20 protein-coding genes and 4 pseudogenes are annotated in these 19,713 nt (G+C 37.0%); 20 read left to right on the top strand and 4 right to left on the bottom strand.

All coding sequences use genetic code 11. The features are described from left to right. The first annotated feature begins 355 nt into the window (after window positions 1-355). The 5 genes and pseudogenes from M654_RS16510 to M654_RS16490 all read left to right on the top strand — a co-directional run bounded on the left by M654_RS16510 (window position 356) and on the right by M654_RS16490 (window position 4,207). Window positions 356-1,198, top strand: a complete 843-nt coding sequence (locus tag M654_RS16510) for a sialate O-acetylesterase (protein ID WP_026587971.1) — start codon at window positions 356-358, stop codon at window positions 1,196-1,198. A gap of 272 nt (window positions 1,199-1,470) precedes the next feature. Further along, on the top strand, window positions 1,471-1,887 hold the full coding sequence (locus M654_RS16505) for a GNAT family N-acetyltransferase (protein WP_163170564.1): 417 nt from the start codon (window positions 1,471-1,473) through the stop codon (window positions 1,885-1,887). A gap of 395 nt (window positions 1,888-2,282) precedes the next feature. Then, window positions 2,283-2,731 (top strand): annotated as a pseudogene (locus M654_RS16500) (L,D-transpeptidase); the annotation flags it as partial. A 244-nt stretch (window positions 2,732-2,975) separates the two neighbouring features. Continuing rightward, a complete protein-coding gene (locus M654_RS16495) occupies window positions 2,976-3,572 on the top strand; it encodes a class I SAM-dependent methyltransferase (RefSeq protein WP_026587970.1) in 597 nt (198 codons plus the stop codon). A 344-nt stretch (window positions 3,573-3,916) separates the two neighbouring features. Then, the gene (locus M654_RS16490; protein ID WP_026587969.1) at window positions 3,917-4,207 is read left to right on the top strand and encodes a hypothetical protein; all 291 of its coding nucleotides are present in this window, start codon (window positions 3,917-3,919) and stop codon (window positions 4,205-4,207) included. A gap of 817 nt (window positions 4,208-5,024) precedes the next feature. Here the strand turns inward: M654_RS16490 and M654_RS16485 are convergent. Then, window positions 5,025-5,199 (bottom strand): annotated as a pseudogene (locus tag M654_RS16485) (sigma factor-like helix-turn-helix DNA-binding protein); the annotation flags it as partial. A gap of 228 nt (window positions 5,200-5,427) precedes the next feature. On the opposite strand from M654_RS16485, the gene M654_RS16480 reads away from it, so the two are divergent. From M654_RS16480 to M654_RS16450, 7 genes are all read left to right on the top strand, one after another. Then, the gene (locus tag M654_RS16480) at window positions 5,428-6,093 is read left to right on the top strand and encodes a helix-turn-helix transcriptional regulator (protein WP_026587967.1); all 666 of its coding nucleotides are present in this window, start codon (window positions 5,428-5,430) and stop codon (window positions 6,091-6,093) included. A gap of 5 nt (window positions 6,094-6,098) precedes the next feature. Then, a complete protein-coding gene (locus tag M654_RS16475; RefSeq protein WP_026587966.1) occupies window positions 6,099-6,473 on the top strand; it encodes a RidA family protein in 375 nt (124 codons plus the stop codon). A 74-nt stretch (window positions 6,474-6,547) separates the two neighbouring features. Further along, entirely contained in the window at window positions 6,548-7,651 is a 1,104-nt protein-coding gene (thrC, locus tag M654_RS16470; RefSeq protein ID WP_026587965.1) for a threonine synthase, read from the top strand. A gap of 42 nt (window positions 7,652-7,693) precedes the next feature. Further along, complete coding sequence (locus tag M654_RS16465; RefSeq protein WP_026587964.1) at window positions 7,694-8,668, top strand: asparaginase; 975 nt, start codon at window positions 7,694-7,696, stop codon at window positions 8,666-8,668. 17 nt (window positions 8,669-8,685) lie between these two features. After that, window positions 8,686-9,075, top strand: coding sequence for a RidA family protein (locus tag M654_RS16460; RefSeq protein ID WP_026587963.1), 390 nt, complete (start codon window positions 8,686-8,688; stop codon window positions 9,073-9,075). Further along, on the top strand, window positions 9,072-10,178 hold the full coding sequence (locus M654_RS16455; RefSeq protein WP_026587962.1) for a D-TA family PLP-dependent enzyme: 1,107 nt from the start codon (window positions 9,072-9,074) through the stop codon (window positions 10,176-10,178). Before M654_RS16460 ends, M654_RS16455 begins: the two co-directional genes overlap by 4 nt. Before the next feature lie 23 nt (window positions 10,179-10,201). After that, a complete protein-coding gene (locus M654_RS16450) occupies window positions 10,202-11,434 on the top strand; it encodes a serine-tRNA(Ala) deacylase AlaX (RefSeq protein ID WP_026587961.1) in 1,233 nt (410 codons plus the stop codon). A gap of 105 nt (window positions 11,435-11,539) precedes the next feature. Here M654_RS16450 and M654_RS16445 read toward each other — a convergent pair. Then, window positions 11,540-11,849, bottom strand: a pseudogene (locus M654_RS16445) (sigma factor-like helix-turn-helix DNA-binding protein); the annotation flags it as partial. A 201-nt stretch (window positions 11,850-12,050) separates the two neighbouring features. Continuing rightward, window positions 12,051-13,442 carry a MocR-like pyridoxine biosynthesis transcription factor PdxR gene (gene pdxR, locus M654_RS16440; RefSeq protein WP_026587960.1) on the bottom strand — a complete coding sequence of 464 codons (1,392 nt, stop codon included), beginning with the start codon at window positions 13,440-13,442 and terminating at the stop codon, window positions 12,051-12,053. 146 nt (window positions 13,443-13,588) lie between these two features. On the opposite strand from pdxR, the gene M654_RS16435 reads away from it, so the two are divergent. Together M654_RS16435 and M654_RS16430 are read left to right on the top strand one after the other, a co-directional pair. Next, window positions 13,589-14,197, top strand: coding sequence for an FMN-binding negative transcriptional regulator (locus M654_RS16435; protein WP_026587959.1), 609 nt, complete (start codon window positions 13,589-13,591; stop codon window positions 14,195-14,197). A gap of 76 nt (window positions 14,198-14,273) precedes the next feature. Then, window positions 14,274-15,074, top strand: coding sequence for a dihydrodipicolinate synthase family protein (locus tag M654_RS16430; protein WP_026587958.1), 801 nt, complete (start codon window positions 14,274-14,276; stop codon window positions 15,072-15,074). A gap of 154 nt (window positions 15,075-15,228) precedes the next feature. On the opposite strand, the pseudogene M654_RS16425 reads toward M654_RS16430, so the two are convergent. Next, window positions 15,229-15,363 (bottom strand): annotated as a pseudogene (locus M654_RS16425) (sigma factor-like helix-turn-helix DNA-binding protein); the annotation flags it as partial. Window positions 15,364-15,504: 141 nt separating this feature from the next. Here M654_RS16425 and M654_RS16420 point away from each other — a divergent pair. From M654_RS16420 to M654_RS16395, 6 genes are all read left to right on the top strand, one after another. Beyond that, a complete protein-coding gene (locus M654_RS16420; protein ID WP_026587957.1) occupies window positions 15,505-15,936 on the top strand; it encodes a hypothetical protein in 432 nt (143 codons plus the stop codon). 64 nt (window positions 15,937-16,000) lie between these two features. Further along, window positions 16,001-18,037 (top strand): nitroreductase family protein, encoded by a 2,037-nt coding sequence (locus M654_RS16415; protein WP_026587956.1) that lies wholly within the window; start codon window positions 16,001-16,003, stop codon window positions 18,035-18,037. Window position 18,038: 1 nt separating this feature from the next. Continuing rightward, complete coding sequence (locus tag M654_RS16410; RefSeq protein WP_026587955.1) at window positions 18,039-18,239, top strand: hypothetical protein; 201 nt, start codon at window positions 18,039-18,041, stop codon at window positions 18,237-18,239. An 11-nt stretch (window positions 18,240-18,250) separates the two neighbouring features. Then, complete coding sequence (locus M654_RS16405) at window positions 18,251-18,505, top strand: hypothetical protein (protein WP_152520979.1); 255 nt, start codon at window positions 18,251-18,253, stop codon at window positions 18,503-18,505. Continuing rightward, on the top strand, window positions 18,486-19,163 hold the full coding sequence (locus M654_RS16400) for a phosphoenolpyruvate carboxykinase (ATP) (RefSeq protein ID WP_152520978.1): 678 nt from the start codon (window positions 18,486-18,488) through the stop codon (window positions 19,161-19,163). Before M654_RS16405 ends, M654_RS16400 begins: the two co-directional genes overlap by 20 nt. After that, entirely contained in the window at window positions 19,126-19,650 is a 525-nt protein-coding gene (locus M654_RS16395) for a GNAT family N-acetyltransferase (RefSeq protein WP_026587953.1), read from the top strand. The genes M654_RS16400 and M654_RS16395 overlap by 38 nt, the downstream gene beginning before the upstream one ends. The last annotated feature ends 63 nt before the right edge of the window (window positions 19,651-19,713 follow it).

Below are 19,713 nucleotides of genomic sequence, written 5' to 3'. Positions count from 1 at the left end.
GTGTATTTTTATACGAGAAATTTCGTTATTTATCAAGACCTAAATCAAAAAAAGTCATAAAAAATAAGGAGTTATACATATTTTACATGACTAATATGTATAACTCCTTTAGTTCTTGTTCAATAATCGCGCCCGATTGTGGAAGATCGTTATTATTAAACTAAAGCCCCCGATAGTTGAATAAGAAAAGCAAAAGAACATGCTATTTCACAAATACATCCACCAAATTTTCAATGTTAGTTTGTTTTTCATACATGCTAATAAAAAAATAAAAACTGTTAAAACTTTACAAGACAAACTGAATTCACTATAGTCTAATTAGACCAAAATATTGATGTAAAGAAGTGAAAATTAGATGATAAAGTCTTTTTTAATGTTGGGGCAGTCGAATATGGCGGGCCGTGGATTTTTGAATGAAGTAGACCCTATCTATAATGAAAAAATAAAAATGCTGCGCAATGGACAGTGGCAGATGATGACAGAGCCGATTAATTACGACCGTCCGGTTTCCGGCGTTGGCCTGGCGGCATCTTTTGCAGATGCATGGTCGAGAGCTCATCCCGATGAAGAAATTGGCTTGATCCCTTGTGCGGAAGGTGGCAGTTCATTGAATGACTGGCATCCGGAAGGCATCCTTTTTCAGCATGCTTTGTCCGAAGCCCGCTTCGCCCTCCGGTCCAGTCAAATTTGTGGAATCCTTTGGCACCAAGGTGAGAGTGACAGTTATCGTTCGCTACATGAAACTTATTACGAGAAATTAACCCTTATTATCGAAACGCTAAGAAACGAGTTGAAACTTGATGAGGTACCGTTGATTATTGGAGGGCTTGGTGACTTTCTTGGGAAGACCGGTTTTGGAAAGCACGCGACCGAATTTCGACAGGTTAATGAACAATTGCTGCGTTTTGCTAATGAACAACAGAATTGTTATTTTGTTACTGCAGCAGGTTTGACTGCGAATCCTGATGGCATTCATTTAGACGCAGCTTCACAACGCAAATTCGGTTACCGCTATTTCGAGGCTTTTTCGAAAAAGTACCATATCCTGAAACCCATTTCGGGAGAGGAGCAATCACTGAAAGTGAATGGTGACTATTCTAAAACAGAACAGATTTACCTTCATAGTATGGATTTGGCTTCGGGTAAAATCACGTACGCGGAATTTGAGGCGCGGGTGGCGAAGGTGATGAAACCATAATTCCCTTACTTATCCTTGGCTTTCTAATCCAAAACCCCGGAGCTCGCTTCGTGGTGCAATGGACATATTGCATTATGGCATTCTGAACACATGCTGTCACATCTCAAAATACCAATAGAAAATTCATTGTTAGAGAGGTGTTCATATGAGTTTACCTCTGGATGATCAACTGCTCATTGATAAAAGAACCGGTATTATTAATGGTTTGCAAAAAGTGGATATTGAACCTGTTTTTTGAATGAATGGCTTCCGTGGGTGATGAGGTGAAAAGTGTGAAAGACAGTCAAGGGTTCATTACGTTTGCACAAGAAGAAGCGGAATCCGGATCTTCGCTGCATCTCGACATTTTTGAAAAAGGCCGTTTGGCAGGGAAAGTGTGCTTATATCAAATCAATGACAGAATCAAAACAGCCTCTATTGGCTACTATATAGGTGCGGATTTTGAGGGAAGAGGACTCGTGACACAAGCTGTAAAACAGCTGGCTGCTTTTGCCTATCAGACGCGAGGGCTAAATCGCTTAGAAATAAAAGTGATCAGCCAAAATAAACGAAGCCTCGCTGTACCTCAGAGACTCCGTTTCTCTTATGAGGGCTGTTTGCGAGAAAGCGGAGAATTTCAGGGAAAGCCTGCTGACCAGCTTATAGTTTCGGTGCTAAAAAAGGAATTTCAATCTAAGGAAAGATTTTAGCTAACGTTTAAAAATGACCACGACAACAATTGACTAAAGTGCCGGCAGTGCTTGGATTAAAACGAGTTTTAGAGAAGCATGGAAATGAAGATGCTCCGAGTTTGAATGAAGCCTGAGCTTTTTGAATGGCCTTGTGCTTTGACAAAAAATGATACACTAAGCTACAATCTAAATCGTAATGTTTAAGATTTATATGGGGAAGCAAGGAGGAAAGACTTCATATGAAGCATAAACGGCGAATTGGATTAATATTAGTAGCTTCTGTATCTCTGGTTGGCATGATGGCAGCTTGTTCAAAGTCAAAAGCTGAAATGGAACAGGTGAACGCTGAAGTAAGCAAGCCTGCTGATACGTCATCAACAGAAACATCTAACAATGTAAAAACAAAAATAGAGAAAAAAGAAATCGACTGGACAAAACCTTCAGACGGAAAATACCCTGACATTAAAAATAAAGATTCTATCTGGATTGATGTGTCTACAAAAAAACAGGAGGCCTACATCAAAGATGGAAGTCAAACAATCTACACGATGAATATTTCCTCAGGTCTTGATCAAACAGAGGATGATTCAACACCAAAGGGTACATATTATGTAGAGCCTGAACGAGGTGAGTGGTTTTTCTCTCCAAAATATCAGGAAGGTGCAGAGTATTGGGTTTCATGGAAAAATCATGGTGAATTCTTATTTCATAGCGTACCATTCACCAAAGATAAGAAGGTCATTGAAAAGGAAGCAAAAAAATTAGGAAAAAAAGCTTCCCATGGATGCATCAGGCTTGCGATTCCAGATGCAAAATGGATTATGAAAACATACCTGAAAAAACAAAAGTAGTGATCAGCTGATTTGGCTTCGTTTGAAGGCCTTTCAGGCAGGATATTTCATGAGGATGTCTGGGATATTTTCCGTCAGCTTGGCAGTATACCGGTGCGGCTTTTTTTCAACGGGCCGCAAGCTGACAAAATTGTATGGTTTTATATCCTTGCTCAAAAGTGCAAATAGAATCCGCCCATAAGTCCTGAGTGGAGCACCTCAAGCTATAATGACCACGATGTAGCTTTATTTTTAAATAAAAATAGGGAGTGGAATATGGAACATAACGTTTTTGAACAGATGGCAAAACGATATGATACAGAAGAAAGAATTGAAATAGCAAAAGTGATCGTGAATGAAGTAAGACCGGAATTGCGAAATAGTCAATCAAAATCTTTAATCGACTATGGGAGTGGTACTGGTCTCATTAGTTTAGAATTATCAGATTTAGTACACTCTATTTTGTTGGTCGATTCATCAAAACAAATGTTGGAGGTGGCGAAAGCTAAAATTTTTCGCAAAGGAATTGCCAACGCAAAAGTGCTTTATTCAGATTTTACCGAAGAAACTCCTGAACTGAAGGCAGACATCGTTTTAATGTCACTCGTCCTTCTTCATATTCCGGATACGAATAAAATTTTACAAGAATTGTTCGGTGTTTTAAATAATGGCGGCAAGCTCTTGATTATTGATTTTGACAAAAACGATAAAATTCAACATCCGAAAGTTCACAGCGGTTTTTCGCACGAAGAATTGAAAAAAAGATTATCCGATGTTGGATTTAAATCAACTGAAATGAAGACATTCTATCACGGCCATCGTATTTTTATGGATCAAGATGCTTCAATGTTTATATCCAGCAGCATAAAGTGATTTCTTGTTTTTTAAAATGAAATAGAGGAAGCCGGAAAATGAAATCCGGCTTCCTCTTGCTGATTTCATTGAGTATTAGAGGTTATCCGTGTAAGTGATGATACAATCAGCAGCGTATTTTGGTTATCGAAATGAGGATAAAAGCTTCTGTGAGAAAATATAAATGTAGAATAGGATATAAAAAAATAAGATCGTTTTTTTCTAAAAGATCGCAGAAAGAAGCATGGGATTTTTATCAATGTATTTTTTTAAATGCTCCTAATTTTTGATATTGCGAGGATTTTCTTAATTATGTTAGCATGGCAATGAAATACCAATTAAAATGCAAAATTAGGATTGAATGGTTGAATGTTAAAAAATGCTTTTTTCTGATTCTTATACTTGCAATAACGACTTTTTCGGATCCGTTTATTGCTAAAGCTACATCATCAAAAACCGTCAGTGATTTATGGAGCGATAAAGACTTCGAAGCGGCTGAATTAATAATGAAACACCTACATACATATGTTGATGACAATGGTAAAAAGTTAATGAAAGTTGTTGATAAAAAAGCTTTAGATAAGGGGCTTGCTGAATTAGAATATTCGATGACTGCCTCTGAATTGGAAGGTTATATTCATAACTTTAATGAATGAATTGGGAAAGATGGCGCTGTATCTGATTTTACAAATGATGTTTCTAGTGACTTAGCCGAAATTACAAAAGATGGGGCTAGCGAAATAAGGATCAACAGTGTTATCACATGTAGTAATGTACTAGGGGCTATTGGTTTGATTCATTCTGGTTCTTATACCGCCGCCGCTCTTGCTCTTGGGATTTCAGGCGGGCTTTCAGCCTCGATTCCATTTATCATATCCACTGCATATTATTTAGGAAGCACCCTGTGTTAAAAATGTGTAATTTTTAAAAAGGGTTGAGAGATAATGAATTATTTTAGAAAATTTTACTTTTCGTATATTTTTCTTGGAATAACAATCATATTATTTTCCCGGGCATTCATAGGCGATGAGAATGGATTTTATTTAACGTTCATTTTCTTATTTCTTGCCAATTTCACTTGTTTTGCTACCGAGTATCTATTGATTAAACATTTTGAGGAGAAAAAACAAGTAATCTTTCGTAAGCGAAGTGAATTTCTTCAACATAGCCAAGTTCGCAAAGGATATGTAGTGTTTATAGGAAGTCAAATTTTTACAACGTTAGTTATTTTCTTTGTGTTTAAATTAGTTTTTTAAATGTTGAATCAAGTATGTTAAACGTGCAAAAGAAAGGGGCTGTAGTATAGCCTCTTTTATGTTCATTGCATAAAAAACCATCCAAGAGCTTTAAGTCTTATTCATTCATTATTTTCTTATTAAGTCGTGAAGCAGTCTTAATGCATCAACGTATTTCCATGAAGAACGAAAGATTCCATACGTACTTAATATAAGTAGCTTCATATTTTCTTATTTGTCACTTCCGCTTCTCCTTCTTCGCCCGATAAAACTCGTGAAACATCTTCAGCAGTGCACGCTTCTCAGGTCCGGACACTACTCTGCGAAATTCCGAGAGCCTTTGCAATTTCCCGCTGCTGCGTTTTCTCTTTCTTCAAATCAAGGCCGAAGCGGCCGACGATGTATTCTCTCTCGCCAGAGGATATCGATGCACGACAACAATTGTTCAGTGGTTTATTTATAGCTTAAAATATAGCCCATTTTGTGGCCCAAAAAAGGTGCAAATAAGTGTAATGAATGATCAATCCCTTGTATAAAAAAATATATTTTTGTTTCATTTTTGTATAAAAAATTATATAATGAATCCATGAATGAAATCACTTGAGATAAATGCAGGTAAATGAAAGTTAGGTGTTCAGGTTTTGACTGAAGCAAAACAGATTTTAAAAAGTTACATACCATTTGCAAAAACGATAGGGGAAATGTTTGGTCCAAATTGTGAGGTCGTCATTCACGATTTGACAACACCACAGTCTTCCGTCATTTTCACAATCAACAATCATGTAACAGGAAGAGAGGTTGGCCAATCCTTTGACCACTTAGTGAAAAAGGTTCTTTTATCCAATGAATTTAAAGAGGATTACTTAGCTGGATATGAAATTCAAACAGATGATGGGAGAACAATAAAATCATCGACTACCCTCATTAGAGATGGCCAACAGCAGGTGATTGGGGCTTTTTGCATCAACTATGACATGAATGTAATGATTCAAATGAAAGAAATGTTAGATGCATTTATGCCTGGTGTTGAAAAGAAAAATCAAATACAAACTTCGAATACGGCGGAACAGGAAGCTTCGATTCAGAATGTAGAAGAGATCACGAACCAGTTAATTGAACAAATTGTAGCGAACCGCAAACACTCTATGATGAAACGCCGGGAAAAAATCGAGCTGATCAGATTTATGGATGAAAAGGGGATATTCCTCATGAAAGGTGCCATTGATAAAGTAGCAGAACAATTAGGCATTTCAAAGGTCACAGTCTACAGCTATTTGGATGAAGTGAAAAAAAGACAATCGGAGTGAGCGAAGTGGAGAGTATTTTTGAGGCAGGCAATTTAAAATCGAACGGTCATTATGCGTTAGCTGTGGTTCATCAAAACACGGTCTATGTATCAGGGCAATTTGCCATTGATCCCATCACGCAGGAAAAGAAATTTGGCACCATTGAAGAAGAGACTTTACAGGCATTGTCAAATATAGCGTATATCTTAAAAAAAGCCGGCAGTCATAAAGGCAAAATTGTAAAGATGACCCTATATCTACACGATATCAATTTATTAGACCGTGTTGACAATGTCTGTCAGGGTTTTTTTCACGATTATCGCCCAGCACGGTCAGTTGTTCCGACGAACGAGCTGCATTACGGTTTTCAGGTTGAAATTGAAGCAATCGCCAGTCTGTAATATATTTTTTTGTCTAAAGAATATAAAAAAATATATAACATATAAAAAAATATATAATAGGAGGTCTAAAAATAATGGAACAGTATCAATGTCATTCCTGCCGTACGAAATACAATGTGTCTGAACAGGTGTGGAAATGCCAGTGTGGCGGAGTGTTAGACCTTGTAAAAGAAAAAGTAGAATGGTCCGATTCAAAAGTGCTCAAGGATATGCCTTCTATGTGGAGATATATTGATGCTATGCCATTTGATCGCGACTCCGACATATGGCGCGGTATCACGATGGGGGAGGGATACACGCCTTTCATCGTGTTAGACAGCGGGGAGCCGAATACTTTTGTGAAAGTGGACTATATGATGCCTACTTTGTCTTTTAAAGATCGCGGTGCGGCTGTATTAATAGCTAAGGCAAAGCAGCTGGGAGTGAAGCATGTGATCGCCGACAGCAGCGGAAATGCAGGGACATCTATTGCAGCTTATGCCAAGCGGGCTGACATCGCATGTGACATCTTTCTTCGAAAGGGTACATCGCCTAAGAAAATCGCGCAGGTGAAAGCGCATGGAGCCAACGTTCGCGAAATTGAAGGCACAAGAGAAGATGTGGCTGAAGCAGCGCAAAAGGCTGTGGATATAGAGAAAAAATTCTATGCCAGTCACGTTTTTAATCCATATTTCTATGAAGGAACAAAAACGTATGCCTTTGAGATTTGGGAACAAATGAATGGAGCGCCGGATACGCTTATTATTCCAGTTGGCAATGGTACGTTATTACTTGGGGTTTACTATGGATTTAAAGAGTTACTAGAGAACAAATGTATAGACAAAATGCCAAGGCTGGTTGCGATACAGGCAGAGAATTGTGCGCCGTTGGCAAAGGCATTTATCAACAATCAACAAGCTGCTGAACCCGTCGAAAACAGCGGAACACTTGCAGAGGGCATCGCGATTGCCAAACCGGCAAGATCTGCTCAAATATTAGAAGCCATCCGTGCCACAAACGGTCAAATCATTACAACCAATGAGGAAGAGATTCTAAAAGCTCGTACAGCATTAGCAAGTAAAGGCTTTTATGTTGAGCCAACAACAGCGGCTAACTATGCAGGATATTTAAAATACAGTCATTCTTCTGATGAAAAAATCGTGATTCCATTATGCGGGGCTGGGATTAAATCTAATTAGGAACTAAGAGAGAAACCTTTAATATGAAAATGGGGAGTTAACATGGAAAACAAGAAAATCATTTTGCTGAGTACCGGCGGTACAATTGCAAGTAAGCCTGATCCTGAAACAGGTCTATTAGAAGCAGGTGCTATGACAGGTGAAGAGCTTTCTGAAATGTGCCGACTGCCTTCTCATATAGATATTGAAATTAAGTCAGTCTTTCAATTACCCAGCAGCCATATGACATTTCATCACCTTAAAATTTTAAAAGAAAATATAGAGAGTTTTTTCCGGAATGAAGATGTTGCCGGAATTGTGATATCGCATGGGACAGATACCCTTGAAGAGACTTCGTATTTCCTTGATCTGGTTATTTCTGATGAAAGGCCGGTTGTGTTAACAGGGTCACAAAGAGGACCGACACTTGACGGTACAGATGCATTTGTGAACCTAAGACAAGCTTTCTTATTAGCGGCACATCCTGATGCGAGAGGCTTAGGGGTAACAGTGTTGTTTAATGAGAGGGTCTTTGCTGCTCGATATGTGAAAAAACAGCATGCGTCAAATGTTGATGGTTTTTTCTCACCGGGATTCGGTTATTTGGGAACGGCCGATCAAGATGAGATCGCAATTCATCAAAGATTAATCAAGCGTGAGACGTATCAGCTGATTCAACCATTGCCAAATGTAGAACTCATTAAGTGTTCACTTGGATCAGACGGAAAGTTTATAGATTATGCAGCCGAGTGCGGGAGTGCAGGAATCATTATTGAGGCGCCGGGAAGAGGCCATACGGCTCCGGCAATTTTAGAAAGTGCAAAGAAAGCCGCAGAGAAAGGAATTACTGTCGTTCTGACAACAAGTGCTGACGAAGGTGAAGTCAAGGGAGTATATGGATTCCAAGGAAGTGCTTCAACATATGCAGATGTCGGAATCATACTAGGCGGCAGCTATGACAGTAAGAAAGCAAGGATCAAACTGGCTGTTTTGCTGGCTGCTGACCAGAAGATTGATGAGGCTAGCTTTAAATACTAGGAATGGGGGAGATTATATTGAAGTCTGTACACACGAAATATTCAACACGTGATGGAGGCCATTACGTGCCAGCTATGGAACACAATGATGTTCTCTATATTTCAGGGCAGCTGTCGATGAATCCGGAAACGGGGAAAATTCCAGCTGGGGGCATAAAAGAAGAAGCAAAACAGGCATTGGCAAATATGGAGCTTGTCCTCAAGGAACGGGGATTAGCCAAGGAAGATGTGATATTATGCAGACTTTATACCCCAGATGTCAAGTATTGGCCGGATATCAATGAGGTTTATGCTCATTTCTTCGGCAATCATAAACCGGCAAGAGTAGTTGTTCCATCAAATCATTTATATGCCGGATGTCTGGTGGAAGTTGAAGCCATTGCAGCGATAAAGGAGGGGGCACAATGAATGATTTACAATTAGATACACCAGCTCTTTTAATCGATAAAGACGTGATGTTAAGCAATATGAAGGATATGCAAAATTACGCTAACGAACAGAAGGTAAGCTTACGCCCTCATACAAAAACACATAAAATGCCTAAATTAGCTAAACTGCAAGAAGAAATGGGAGCTGTAGGAATCGCTGTAGCGAAAGTAGGAGAAGCTGAAGTGATGGCCAGAAATGGCTTAAAAGATATCTTTATCGCAAATGAAATTGTTGGGAAACCAAAGCTTGAACGTATTAGAAAACTATCTGAAACGATTGATATCTCTTTGGGAATCGATAGTGCGTATCAAGTACGTGAAATTGAAGAAGTATTTGAAGGAGCCACAAAGAAAGCCCAAGTGTTAGTGGAAATTGAAGTAGGAGAACAACGCTCCGGGATTATTGAAGAAGATGATTTTCGTACTTTATTAGAATTAATCAAAACGTGTCAAAATGTCGAGCTTAAAGGAATCTTCTCACATGACGGACATTCTTATAAAGCGAAAAGTATAGCACATTGTAAAGAAATCTATAAAGAAAGTGTAGAACGAACATTACATTTCGCCCGAATTGCGGAAGAAATGAATCTAAAGCCGAAAGTGGTTAGTATTGGCTCTACTCCTCCCTTCATGTTTAAGTTTGATATTCCAGAAGGGGTTACAGAAATTAGACCTGGCACTTACATTTTTATGGACGCCTCACAAGCAAATGTAATTGGTACGTATGATCGCTGTGCTGCTTCTGTGCTCACAACCGTGATTAGTAAACCAACAAAAGAACGAGTCATTACAGATGTAGGGGCTAAGGGAATTACTGCCCAAACACGAAGCGAAGGGCTTACTGCAACCAAAGGGCTTGGCCGTATCAAAGAATACGAGGACGTTTATATTCATGGCGTATTCGACGAACATGCTATTATTTATCATGAAGAATTCAACAAAAAAGTAAGCATTGGAGATAAGGTGCGAATTATTCCAAATCATATCTGTCCAGTATGTAACTTGCACGATAAAGCCTATCTAGTCGATAATGGAGAGGTTGTAGACGAATTAAATATTGAAGGTAGAGGAAGACTTCAATAATTTAAAAAATAAGGGGAGATGGCATGAGTCCGAATCATCACAAACTTTTTTACAAAGATCCCTATCTTAAAACGTTTAAAACGAAAATCTTGAAACAACAACAGGACAAAAAAGGTGATATTTATATTACCCTAGAGGAAACAGCCTTTTATCCAACAGGCGGGGGCCAGCCTCATGATACAGGAACATTGAACGGAGTCAAAGTTTTAAACGTTGAAGAGATAGATGGAGAAATTCGTCATTATGTAGAAAGGCCTTTGCCGCATTTATATGATCAGGTGGTTGGGGTTATTGATTGGGAACGTCGTTTTGATCACATGCAACAGCACACCGGGCAGCATATTTTGTCGGCGGCATTCGCGCAGTTGTATGATCTTCATACAGTTGGATTCCATCTTGGAAATGATACGGTTACCATTGACCTTGATGTATCAGAATTAACAGAGGAAATGGCAGGCAAAGCAGAGAAGCTTGCAAACGAGATCATAATGGAAAATAGGTCCATCGTCGCGAAGTGGGTAGAATATGATGACTTAGTAAATTATCCGATTCGTAAACTCCCATCTGTAAAAGAAAATATTCGTCTTGTCATGATTGATGAATTTGATTACAACGGATGCGGCGGAACACACCCGAGCGCTACAGGAGAAGTCGGAGCAATAAAAGTATTGAATTGGGAAAGACAGAGGAAAAAAATTCGTCTGTATTTTGTATGCGGTAATCGGGTCATAACCCAATTCGATCAAAAACAAAAAGCAATCGTTGAATTGACTGGATTACTTAATCGTCCTGAAGGGGAATTAAGCGAAGCTGTCAAACGGTTACTAGAAAATGTAAAGAAGCTAGACAAAGCGCTTCTAGAATCTAATGAAAAAAACCTTCAGTATGAAGCCAATGAATTATTAGCAAAAAGCGCAATTGAAAATGATACTGTAATGGTGATAGAAACGTTTTCAGATCGATCGCTTCAAGAACTTCAAAAGTTAGCAAAAATGATCGCTGATCGAGAAAAACGGTCCCTTATTTTTTTCTTATCAGAGAACGATCATCGCTTCCAATTGGTTTGCGGGCGAGGAGAAGCAAATAAAATGAACATGAGAGACCTAATGCAAGAAACCCTTTCCCTCATTGATGGAAAAGGCGGAGGAAATAAAATGTTCGCTCAAGGCGGAGGGACTGCTTCATTAACAAAAGAGGAATTTATGAAAAAGGTTATGAACATTATAGCAACACAAGTAAACCCAGAAGAAAATTAAAAGGTAACTTCAACAGGCCTCTGTAATTGGATAACAAGCTCCAGCTTTATTGAGGGCCTGGTGGAAAGAAATAGAAGCCGGTGTTTTAGGCCGGCTTCCATGACATCATTTCCCCTTCGCTTTCTTCCGCTTCTCCTTCTCCGCCCGGTAAAACTCATGAAACATCTTCATCAGCGCCCGCTTTTCAATCCGCGACATATAGCTCCGTGAAATCCCAAGCTCCTTCGCGATTTCACGCTGCGTTTTTTCTTTCTTCAAATCAAGGCCGAAGCGGCCGACGATGACTTCCTTTTCTCTGCCGTCCAGGATGTCGATGTATTTTTTGACTTTTTCAAGCTCTGTGCCTGAGCTGGATGGTGTCGATGACGTCTTCGTTTTCAGATTTTAAGACATCGATGAGCGAAATTTCAATGCCACTCACAGGTTATCCGTTTTTGTTTCGTTAAAGTGATAAAGAGTTTGGCTTTTTTTGTTCAGGAATCACAAGGTCAAATTCATCTCTTATTTAGCAACTTTGTTAACATAACAGTACTTCAAGAGTTTATATGGAAAGTCAACCCGTAAAAAATCGTATTGCGTAACCTATGGAATGACCAAATTATATTAGATGAAGAAGTTATCTGTGTAATGATAACCAAGCACTTTTCAAAAGTTTTACACCTTGTGTTATTTCATCAAAGTCAAGATGGCCGAAACCTAGTTTAATGACGGGTGTTTCAGGATTTCTGTTAACGAAATAAATCTTAGTAGGATATACTTTTACTCCGTATTTAAAGGCACGCTGTATTAGCCTTTCTTCTGAACAGTTCAGATGAACTTTCACTAAGATGTATAATCCAGACTGCTCGCCAATAATCGTTACATGATCTCCGAGCTCGTGCTTTATATTGGAAATAAAGTGCTGCATTTTTTTTCTGTACACAACGCGCATGCGTTTAATATGGCGAAGCCATTCTCCCTCCTTCATAAACTCGACCATGGTGAGCTGGCTGAGTACAGAAGCGGTGCTTTCGAATTGACGAAATCGTTTTTTGTACCGGTGTAAAATCGGCTGCGGCAATACCATGTAGCTGAGACGAATGCCTGGGAGAAAGGACTTTGAGAAATTCCCTAAATAAATAACTCTTTCTGAATGAATGGAGGCAAGGGCAGGAAATGGCTGCTGCGTATAACGGAATTCACTGTCATAATCATCTTCAAGAATATACCCCTCTTTTTTATTGACCCAATTAATAAGCGTTTGCCGTTGCTGAATCGGCATGCTTACTCCGTAAGGACTGTGATGAGAAGGTGTCACATAGATTAATCTTTCTTGCAGTCGATTTAAGTTAGAAAAATCAGCTCCTGTCTCAAAAACCGGTAACGTTTCCAGAGTAAACCCATGAAATCGAAATGCTTCTCTCGCACCGTCGTATCCGGGATCTTCAATTATAACTCCAGAAAACTCATCTTTCAGAATATGACCAAGATAAATCAGCATCTGCTGTGTACTGCTGCCAATGATTATGGAATTTGCCTCTGTTTTTACTCCCCGGGATTCTAATAGATACGTAGCCACTTGTTCACGGAGGCACATTTCTCCGAATGCTTCACCGTATTGATAGCTTTTCTGTAATGTCAAAACTTGATTGGACAATTTCCTCCATATTTTCATGGGGAAATGCGCTTGATCTACGGCACCCGCACGGAAATCAATTAAAACCGGTTGTATCGTTTCTGTTTGCTTATTTTGTAAAGAGTCATCTTTCCCTTGAAATAAATGGGGTTCTACTTCATTTACAAAATACCCTTTTCGTTTTTCTGCCCGAATGTAGCCTTCCGCTAAAAGCTGATCATAGGCCATAAGCGTTGTATTGCGGCTTACTTGCAGGGAGTTCGCCAGTTCACGAATAGATGGTAATTGCTCATTGGCATGTATATTTCCTTGTTCAATTAATAATTTAAACTGCTCGTAAATTTGTTTGTATTTTGGAGCATCATCTTTAAAAGCAAAAATGATATTTTTCATCGCTTTCTCCTCTGACATGCTTATTTATCCGAAATTGTACCTTTGAAAATGTCAGTCTGTATCATATTATATCCTAAAAGCTGTAATGGAACCATTTTAGAACTCAAATACATGTGTTCCAATTTAGTACGAGAGGAGAGTTTTTCATGTTTATCCCTGCTCATTTTAAACTGAGTGAAACAGAAGCTTGCGATGTGATCAAAGAGAACGGTTTTGCAACATTGTTTTCAATGCATGATGGTATGCCATATGCAACTCACTTGCCATTGATGATGAGTGTCGACAAAAATTGCTTATACGGTCATTTTGCTCTGGCAAATCCCCAATGGAAAGATATTGTAAACCAACCCGTTTTAGCAGTTTTTCAAGGACCTCATTGTTACATTTCGCCCTCGTGGTATGAGACGAATCAAGCTGTTCCTACATGGAATTATGTAGCTGTTCATGTTTACGGGGAAGTTGAACTTCTAGACGAGGAAGAAACTGCAAAATCAATGAGTGATTTGGTATTGAAATATGAAAGCCCTGACAGTCCATATAAATTGGAGGAAGTTGATTCTAAATTGTTGGCGGGCATGAACAAAGGAGTAAAAGGTTTTAAAATCAAAACCAACAAAATCGAGGGGAAAGCGAAATTAAGCCAAAACCATTCAATTTTGCGACAAGAAATGGTCGTTAAACAACTCAAGCAAATACCACATACAAATGAACAGACCATCTCCAGTCTCATGCAAGAAAATATAAATAAAAATTGAGTCAATACCGAGATTCCTGTCAAACTACAGAACGAGGAAGCTAATCAATAGAATATTAAATTGGAGGAATTTTACAATGAAAAATTTGAATGTTGCGATCCCTACTCCTTTACATGAGGATGAAAGTCTATTTTTAGAAGGATTCGACCCTATTGTTGAACATTTGAAAAACAACGGCATCGATTCATTACTTATCTGCGGCACTACTGGTGAGCAACATTCACTCAGCATTGATGAACGCATACAAATCATCGAGTACTTCGATCAACAAAAATTTCAAGATATTGAACTCATGTTTGGCGTGTCATCGACAAGAACGAGTGATGCTAGAAAGCTTATTGAAAAAATCGAGAAAACGAATATTGATGTTATATTACTTGGCTTTCCACCTTATATAAAACCAACACAACAGCAAGCTGTTTATTATGTGGAGGAACTTCTTAAGCACACATCTAAAAAGGTTGTACTATATAATAATCCTTCCCGAACCTGCTTTGATTTGAGCGAGAAAGCACTTAAAGACTTAATCAGCTGGCATCCTAATATGATTGGACTTAAAGAAGGAGGCGACGTTCGTCGTCACCGACAAACAAATTTCCCTAACGATTTTATTATGTTTGCAGCAGGAGATGTAGATTTCGCAGAGATGATCAATCATGGATGCAACGGGTTATCCAGTATGGTTGGAAATGTTTATCCTAAAGAAATCAAAGAAGCTTTCAATAACTTGTTAGAAAATAAACCTGTTAACCGAAATAAATTAAACGATCTCATCAATGAAGTTACAAACGGTCAACCCATTGTTAATATAAAGGCCCATTATAAAAAGATTGGTTTAAAAATAGGTAATTGTCGGTCACCAATCATATCACATTAAAAGATCGAGTATTCAATGAGATGACTAATGTTTATTTATATTTAAAATAAGTGCATTTGTCAAAGGTGGGGGGGGGAGAAACAACCTTTTACTTAATTGGTGCTAGTGAAATGAAATAGAAAAAAGCCGGAATTTTAGACCGGCCTCTACGACATCATTTCCTCTTCGCCTTCTTCCGCTTCTCCTTCTCCGCCCGGTAAAACTCATGAAACATCTTCATCAGCGCCCGCTTCTCAATCCGCGACACATAGCTCCGCGAAATCCCAAGCTCCTTCGCGATTTCGCGCTGTTTTATGTATATTAAGTAATTTTATTTAACTTAGTATAAAAGATCGAAAATTCAGAATTGTATTGACTGTTTATTTTATTTGGATAATTTTGTTATTGTATCCACCATTAGGTAAAGGGGTTTTAAGGAGGTAATTAGTTCATGTTAAAAGAAAAAGACTGTCAACAAACTAAAATAAATACCATATTAATTCAAGATCCTGCTCGTAATTGTGCTTATTATCTATCAAGCACTGCTTTAAACAAATATTTAACTGAAGGATGGACAAATCTTGAAGCAGGAACGGTTACATTTGTCCTTTCGAATGAAGGGTTATTGCAAGAATTGACAGAGATAACTCCTGTTGATGAATCAAAGGAAATTAGTATTTTAATTCAAGATCCCGAAAACAATGTTGCTTATTATATCAATTCAGGGGAGCTAACAAAATATAAATGCAATCTTCCAGAATCTTGGGGAGATATACCTCAGGAAGCTCTAACTTTTATAGTTCCTAGAAATAATTTGATTGAAGAATTGCCAGGTGTAAGGCGAGGTCTTCTTCAAAACAATACCCCTAGACCTACGATGTAATCCAATAAAAAACTTAATGGTGGCTCATCTTAAACTCTAAGGAATAACAAAAGGAGTGATTTATTTGAAAGCCTTAATAAAAACCATTCAAACAAACATTGTAACAAACCCTAACTTATTAATCATTCAAAGTCGTCTCCATAATCCAAATCTTTATTCGTCTGCTAAATGGATTATTTTCGATGCTGAGAACAAAAAGAGTTTTTTAATTTCAAATTTCAAAATAATCAGTATATTAACCGAAGCTTCTGTTCCTATTAATATAGATGACCTTTTAAGTTACTTTAAAAATGATAGCCAAGTAACAAAAGATTTAATCTATAAATTAATTGATTTAAATATAATTCGAAAATCAATTCCTTTGAAAATCCAAACAAATTATACATATTTATATCAGTTATCAAACTTTAATTATCCTTTTCGAGATTATAGCGATCCCCTTTGGCTAGAAAAGGACTTAAAAATTATGGACCAATATAAAAGACATACTACACCTCCTTCAATATATCGTAAGGTAGAAGGAGAACCAATATTTCTAAAAAAACCGACATTGAATGATACAGTGAGCATTGTTAAAAACGGACCAATAAATGAAAATTTCATTGCTAATTTATTATATTTAACTCTTGGAAAAATAGGAGAAATTAAAGGTCCTACAGGACCTTTGTTAAAAAGAACAAGTTCTTCAGGAGGTGGGAGACATCCTACTGAAGGGATTTTACTTATCAGAAAAGCAATCGGGAATATTAAAGAGGGGAATTATGCCTATGATACAGAAACCCATTCACTTGTAAAACTAGATAGCAGTAATATTAAATTAGATCATATCTTACCAGAAGGGACAGATTTTTCAATATTATTCACTGTTTGTCCAGAAAGAGCTATGTGGAGATATAGAGACATTCGAGCCTTTCGTCCAATGCTAATCGATATTGGACATGTTATAGAAACATTTAAACTTTTAATATCAAAGGCCAGTTATAATTTAATTAAAGGGGGAATAACTGAAGCAACTGAAGTAGCAGAAGAATTGGGAATTAATTGGATGGAAGAGCCTGCATTTAACATTTTACATGTTGGTATAGAAAAAATGAATCTTAATAACCAAAACGAAATTTACACCCCGGCTTTTCTAAAAAAATTAGTTAATAGAGAAAGTTCATATAGTGCTTTGAATTTATTAACAAATTCATTTTCCTGGATTAAAATTAAAAACGGTGTAATTTTCTTAAATATCATTTATCCAGAACAAAGACAACTACATTTAAATATTTCAGACCTTGAAGTACTAACTCATTGTTTACCCTCTCAAAGAGGGGATCGATTAACTGATATAAAGAACATATTAAACTCTGTTAACTATTATAATGAAGATCCAGAAAAGAGACTCTATAATCTCATAAACAATTATGGACTCATTCCTGAATCCATAGCTAAAGGTTGGTATCATCATATAGCCAAGTGGTCGATATATGGTTGGTATCCTTCTTTACTTCAACATGCCCATACTATTACAGAACTGAGCTACAAAAAAAATTCAAGTCTTTATGAAGAAAGTCCAAGAAGGGAATTTGAGAATTTAGAAAATTCATTAATGAAAAGAAGAACAGTTAGAGAATTCGAGAATGATATTGTAACCTTTGAATCTTTTAAAAACATTATCGATTCAATTTTCCCTATAGCAGAAGGTTTATCTTTAAATATATATATAGTCGCTTTTAATATAACAAAAATAAAAAATGGTTGTTATAAGATTATCAATAAAGATGACTGCTGGCAAATAAAAAAAACCGGGATCAGTTTAAACAGAAAAGAATTTCAGGATTTAGCAATTGGGCAGTATCCTGCAAGTGCAGGAGCGTTTAATATTTTAATGATAAATGAAATGGATGGTTCTTCATCAAAAAAATACGAAGAACAATTTATATCTTTAGGAAAATTAGGTCAGCGCATATGTTTAACTGCTACGAGAGAAGAACTAGGTGTATTTTTAACCCCTGCAGTGAAAGACAAGGCTCTTTTTAAAAAATTAGGAATTACACAATATGATAGATGTGCAACATATTTATTCAGTATTGGAGTTCCGAAAGGAGAAAGATAATATGTTGTTCGAATTATTGTTTGAAAAAGTTTTTAAAAAAGGATGGAAATGTGCCTTATTAAATTCTAAAGAAAAAATTTTTTTATTCGATCCTAAAGAAAAATACATGGTTATTATTTCCGGTTCGGAATTGAAGCTATTGCTTGAAAAATTAGGTGAATTTGATTCATTAAATAAACTAACTTTATATTTTAAAAAATAAAGGATGATTCTATGGTAAAAAAACATTTAGCTTTTTTTGAAATGTTTGGTTCTCTTATAAAAGTAGAATGTTTACATGAAGAATGCTTGAAACAAATCAAGGAACATTTCCCAATTTTTATTTGTGAAGATCCATATACAGGTCCTGATATTATAGTAGAGTGTGACTGGAAAGAACAAGGGCGATATTTGTTTCGATCAAGACCTGAAAATCAAACTGGTATATTTAGAAGGTATTCGTATAAAATTGCCTGGAGGTTCTTCTGATTATACTGTTTGGGACAAGCTTGACCCCCCTTTGCCGCCTTTTTCAGTACCACCTTTATCAAATCGATTTATTGGAATTCATGCCTCTTGTATATCTGACAATAATGGTAATAGTATGTTAATTGTCGGAGAAAGGGGATATGGAAAAAGTACTTTATCCTTAGAGTTAGTTAACAATTATGGTTATTATTTAGTTACTGATGAATTATCGATAATACATAATCGAAGTAATATAGTTGAACCTTACCCACGGCCACTTGGAATTTGGGAAAATAATTCAGAGTGTGGGCTTATAAAAATAAACGTACCAGCTACAGAAGTTTGCGAACGGATTGCCGATACACCAACAGTAATTAAACAAATTATAATATTAGATAAAAAAATGGGTCATATTTCTTCCCCTTTAATAAAAAAATTAGATAACTATTTAATATTAAAAGCTTTATTAACACAACATATAAACTTAGGGTTAAATATGGGTGAAGCAATATCTACATTAGTTAATTTATCTGTGAAGATTCCTTCTGAACAATTGATATATTCAGATTTTAACCATTTAAGAGAAGCCGCAGATATTTGCGATATCCTCTTTAAGAAAAATATTAATTATAGGAGGAAAAATGATTTTAATAAGAAAAGCCAAAGTGTCAGACGCTAATTCAATTGCCAAAGTTCATGTGGAAAGTTGGAAAACCACATATCAAGGAGTATTGCCTGATGACACGTTATCTAAGCTTTCTGTCGAAAATCAGGCAAAGCTTTGGAGAACCTCATTAAGTGACCCTCAAAATCAAGATATTGTCTATGTTGCAGAAGAAACCGACGGTAAAATTATAGGCTTTGCTTCCGGGGGTCCAAACCGCGATCATCTTAGCAAATATAAGGGTGAAGTTTCCGCGATTTATCTGTTGTTACAGTATCAGAAAAAAGGAATCGGATCTCAACTAATGAAGGCGATTGTAGAGGAGCTTGTAAAGAAAAACATAAAATCATTAATGGTATGGGTTTTAGCCGGTAATCCATCGATAAATTTTTATGAAAAATTAGGTGGAAGGCAGAGCACAACAAAACAAATACAATTCGGTGAAGATTATTTCAAAGCTATTGCTATCGGCTGGACGGATATAAATGGTTTTTTGTTATAAAATGATCTACGTGTTATTATATGCTCCCCTAAAGGTAGGCAGATGAAATGAAAAAATCTGTTT

The organism is Bacillus sp. NSP9.1 (genome assembly GCF_000465465.2).
In the GTDB taxonomy this organism is placed as follows: Bacteria; Bacillota; Bacilli; order Bacillales; family Bacillaceae; genus Bacillus; species Bacillus sonorensis_A.
This window is presented reverse-complemented; position numbering and strand designations above follow the sequence as displayed.

Coding starts and splice junctions, on each gene's coding strand:
- M654_RS16495 (WP_026587970.1), top strand. CDS start 2,976: ATGGAACATAACGTTTTTGAACAGATGGCAAAACGATATGATACAGAA.
- M654_RS16430 (WP_026587958.1), top strand. CDS start 14,274: ATGAAAAATTTGAATGTTGCGATCCCTACTCCTTTACATGAGGATGAA.
- M654_RS16465 (WP_026587964.1), top strand. CDS start 7,694: ATGGAAAACAAGAAAATCATTTTGCTGAGTACCGGCGGTACAATTGCA.
- M654_RS16510 (WP_026587971.1), top strand. CDS start 356: ATGATAAAGTCTTTTTTAATGTTGGGGCAGTCGAATATGGCGGGCCGT.
- M654_RS16405 (WP_152520979.1), top strand. CDS start 18,251: ATGGTAAAAAAACATTTAGCTTTTTTTGAAATGTTTGGTTCTCTTATA.
- M654_RS16420 (WP_026587957.1), top strand. CDS start 15,505: ATGTTAAAAGAAAAAGACTGTCAACAAACTAAAATAAATACCATATTA.
- M654_RS16435 (WP_026587959.1), top strand. CDS start 13,589: ATGTTTATCCCTGCTCATTTTAAACTGAGTGAAACAGAAGCTTGCGAT.
- M654_RS16455 (WP_026587962.1), top strand. CDS start 9,072: ATGAATGATTTACAATTAGATACACCAGCTCTTTTAATCGATAAAGAC.
- M654_RS16395 (WP_026587953.1), top strand. CDS start 19,126: ATGATTTTAATAAGAAAAGCCAAAGTGTCAGACGCTAATTCAATTGCC.
- M654_RS16410 (WP_026587955.1), top strand. CDS start 18,039: ATGTTGTTCGAATTATTGTTTGAAAAAGTTTTTAAAAAAGGATGGAAA.
- M654_RS16450 (WP_026587961.1), top strand. CDS start 10,202: ATGAGTCCGAATCATCACAAACTTTTTTACAAAGATCCCTATCTTAAA.
- pdxR (WP_026587960.1), bottom strand. CDS start 13,442: ATGAAAAATATCATTTTTGCTTTTAAAGATGATGCTCCAAAATACAAA.
- thrC (WP_026587965.1), top strand. CDS start 6,548: ATGGAACAGTATCAATGTCATTCCTGCCGTACGAAATACAATGTGTCT.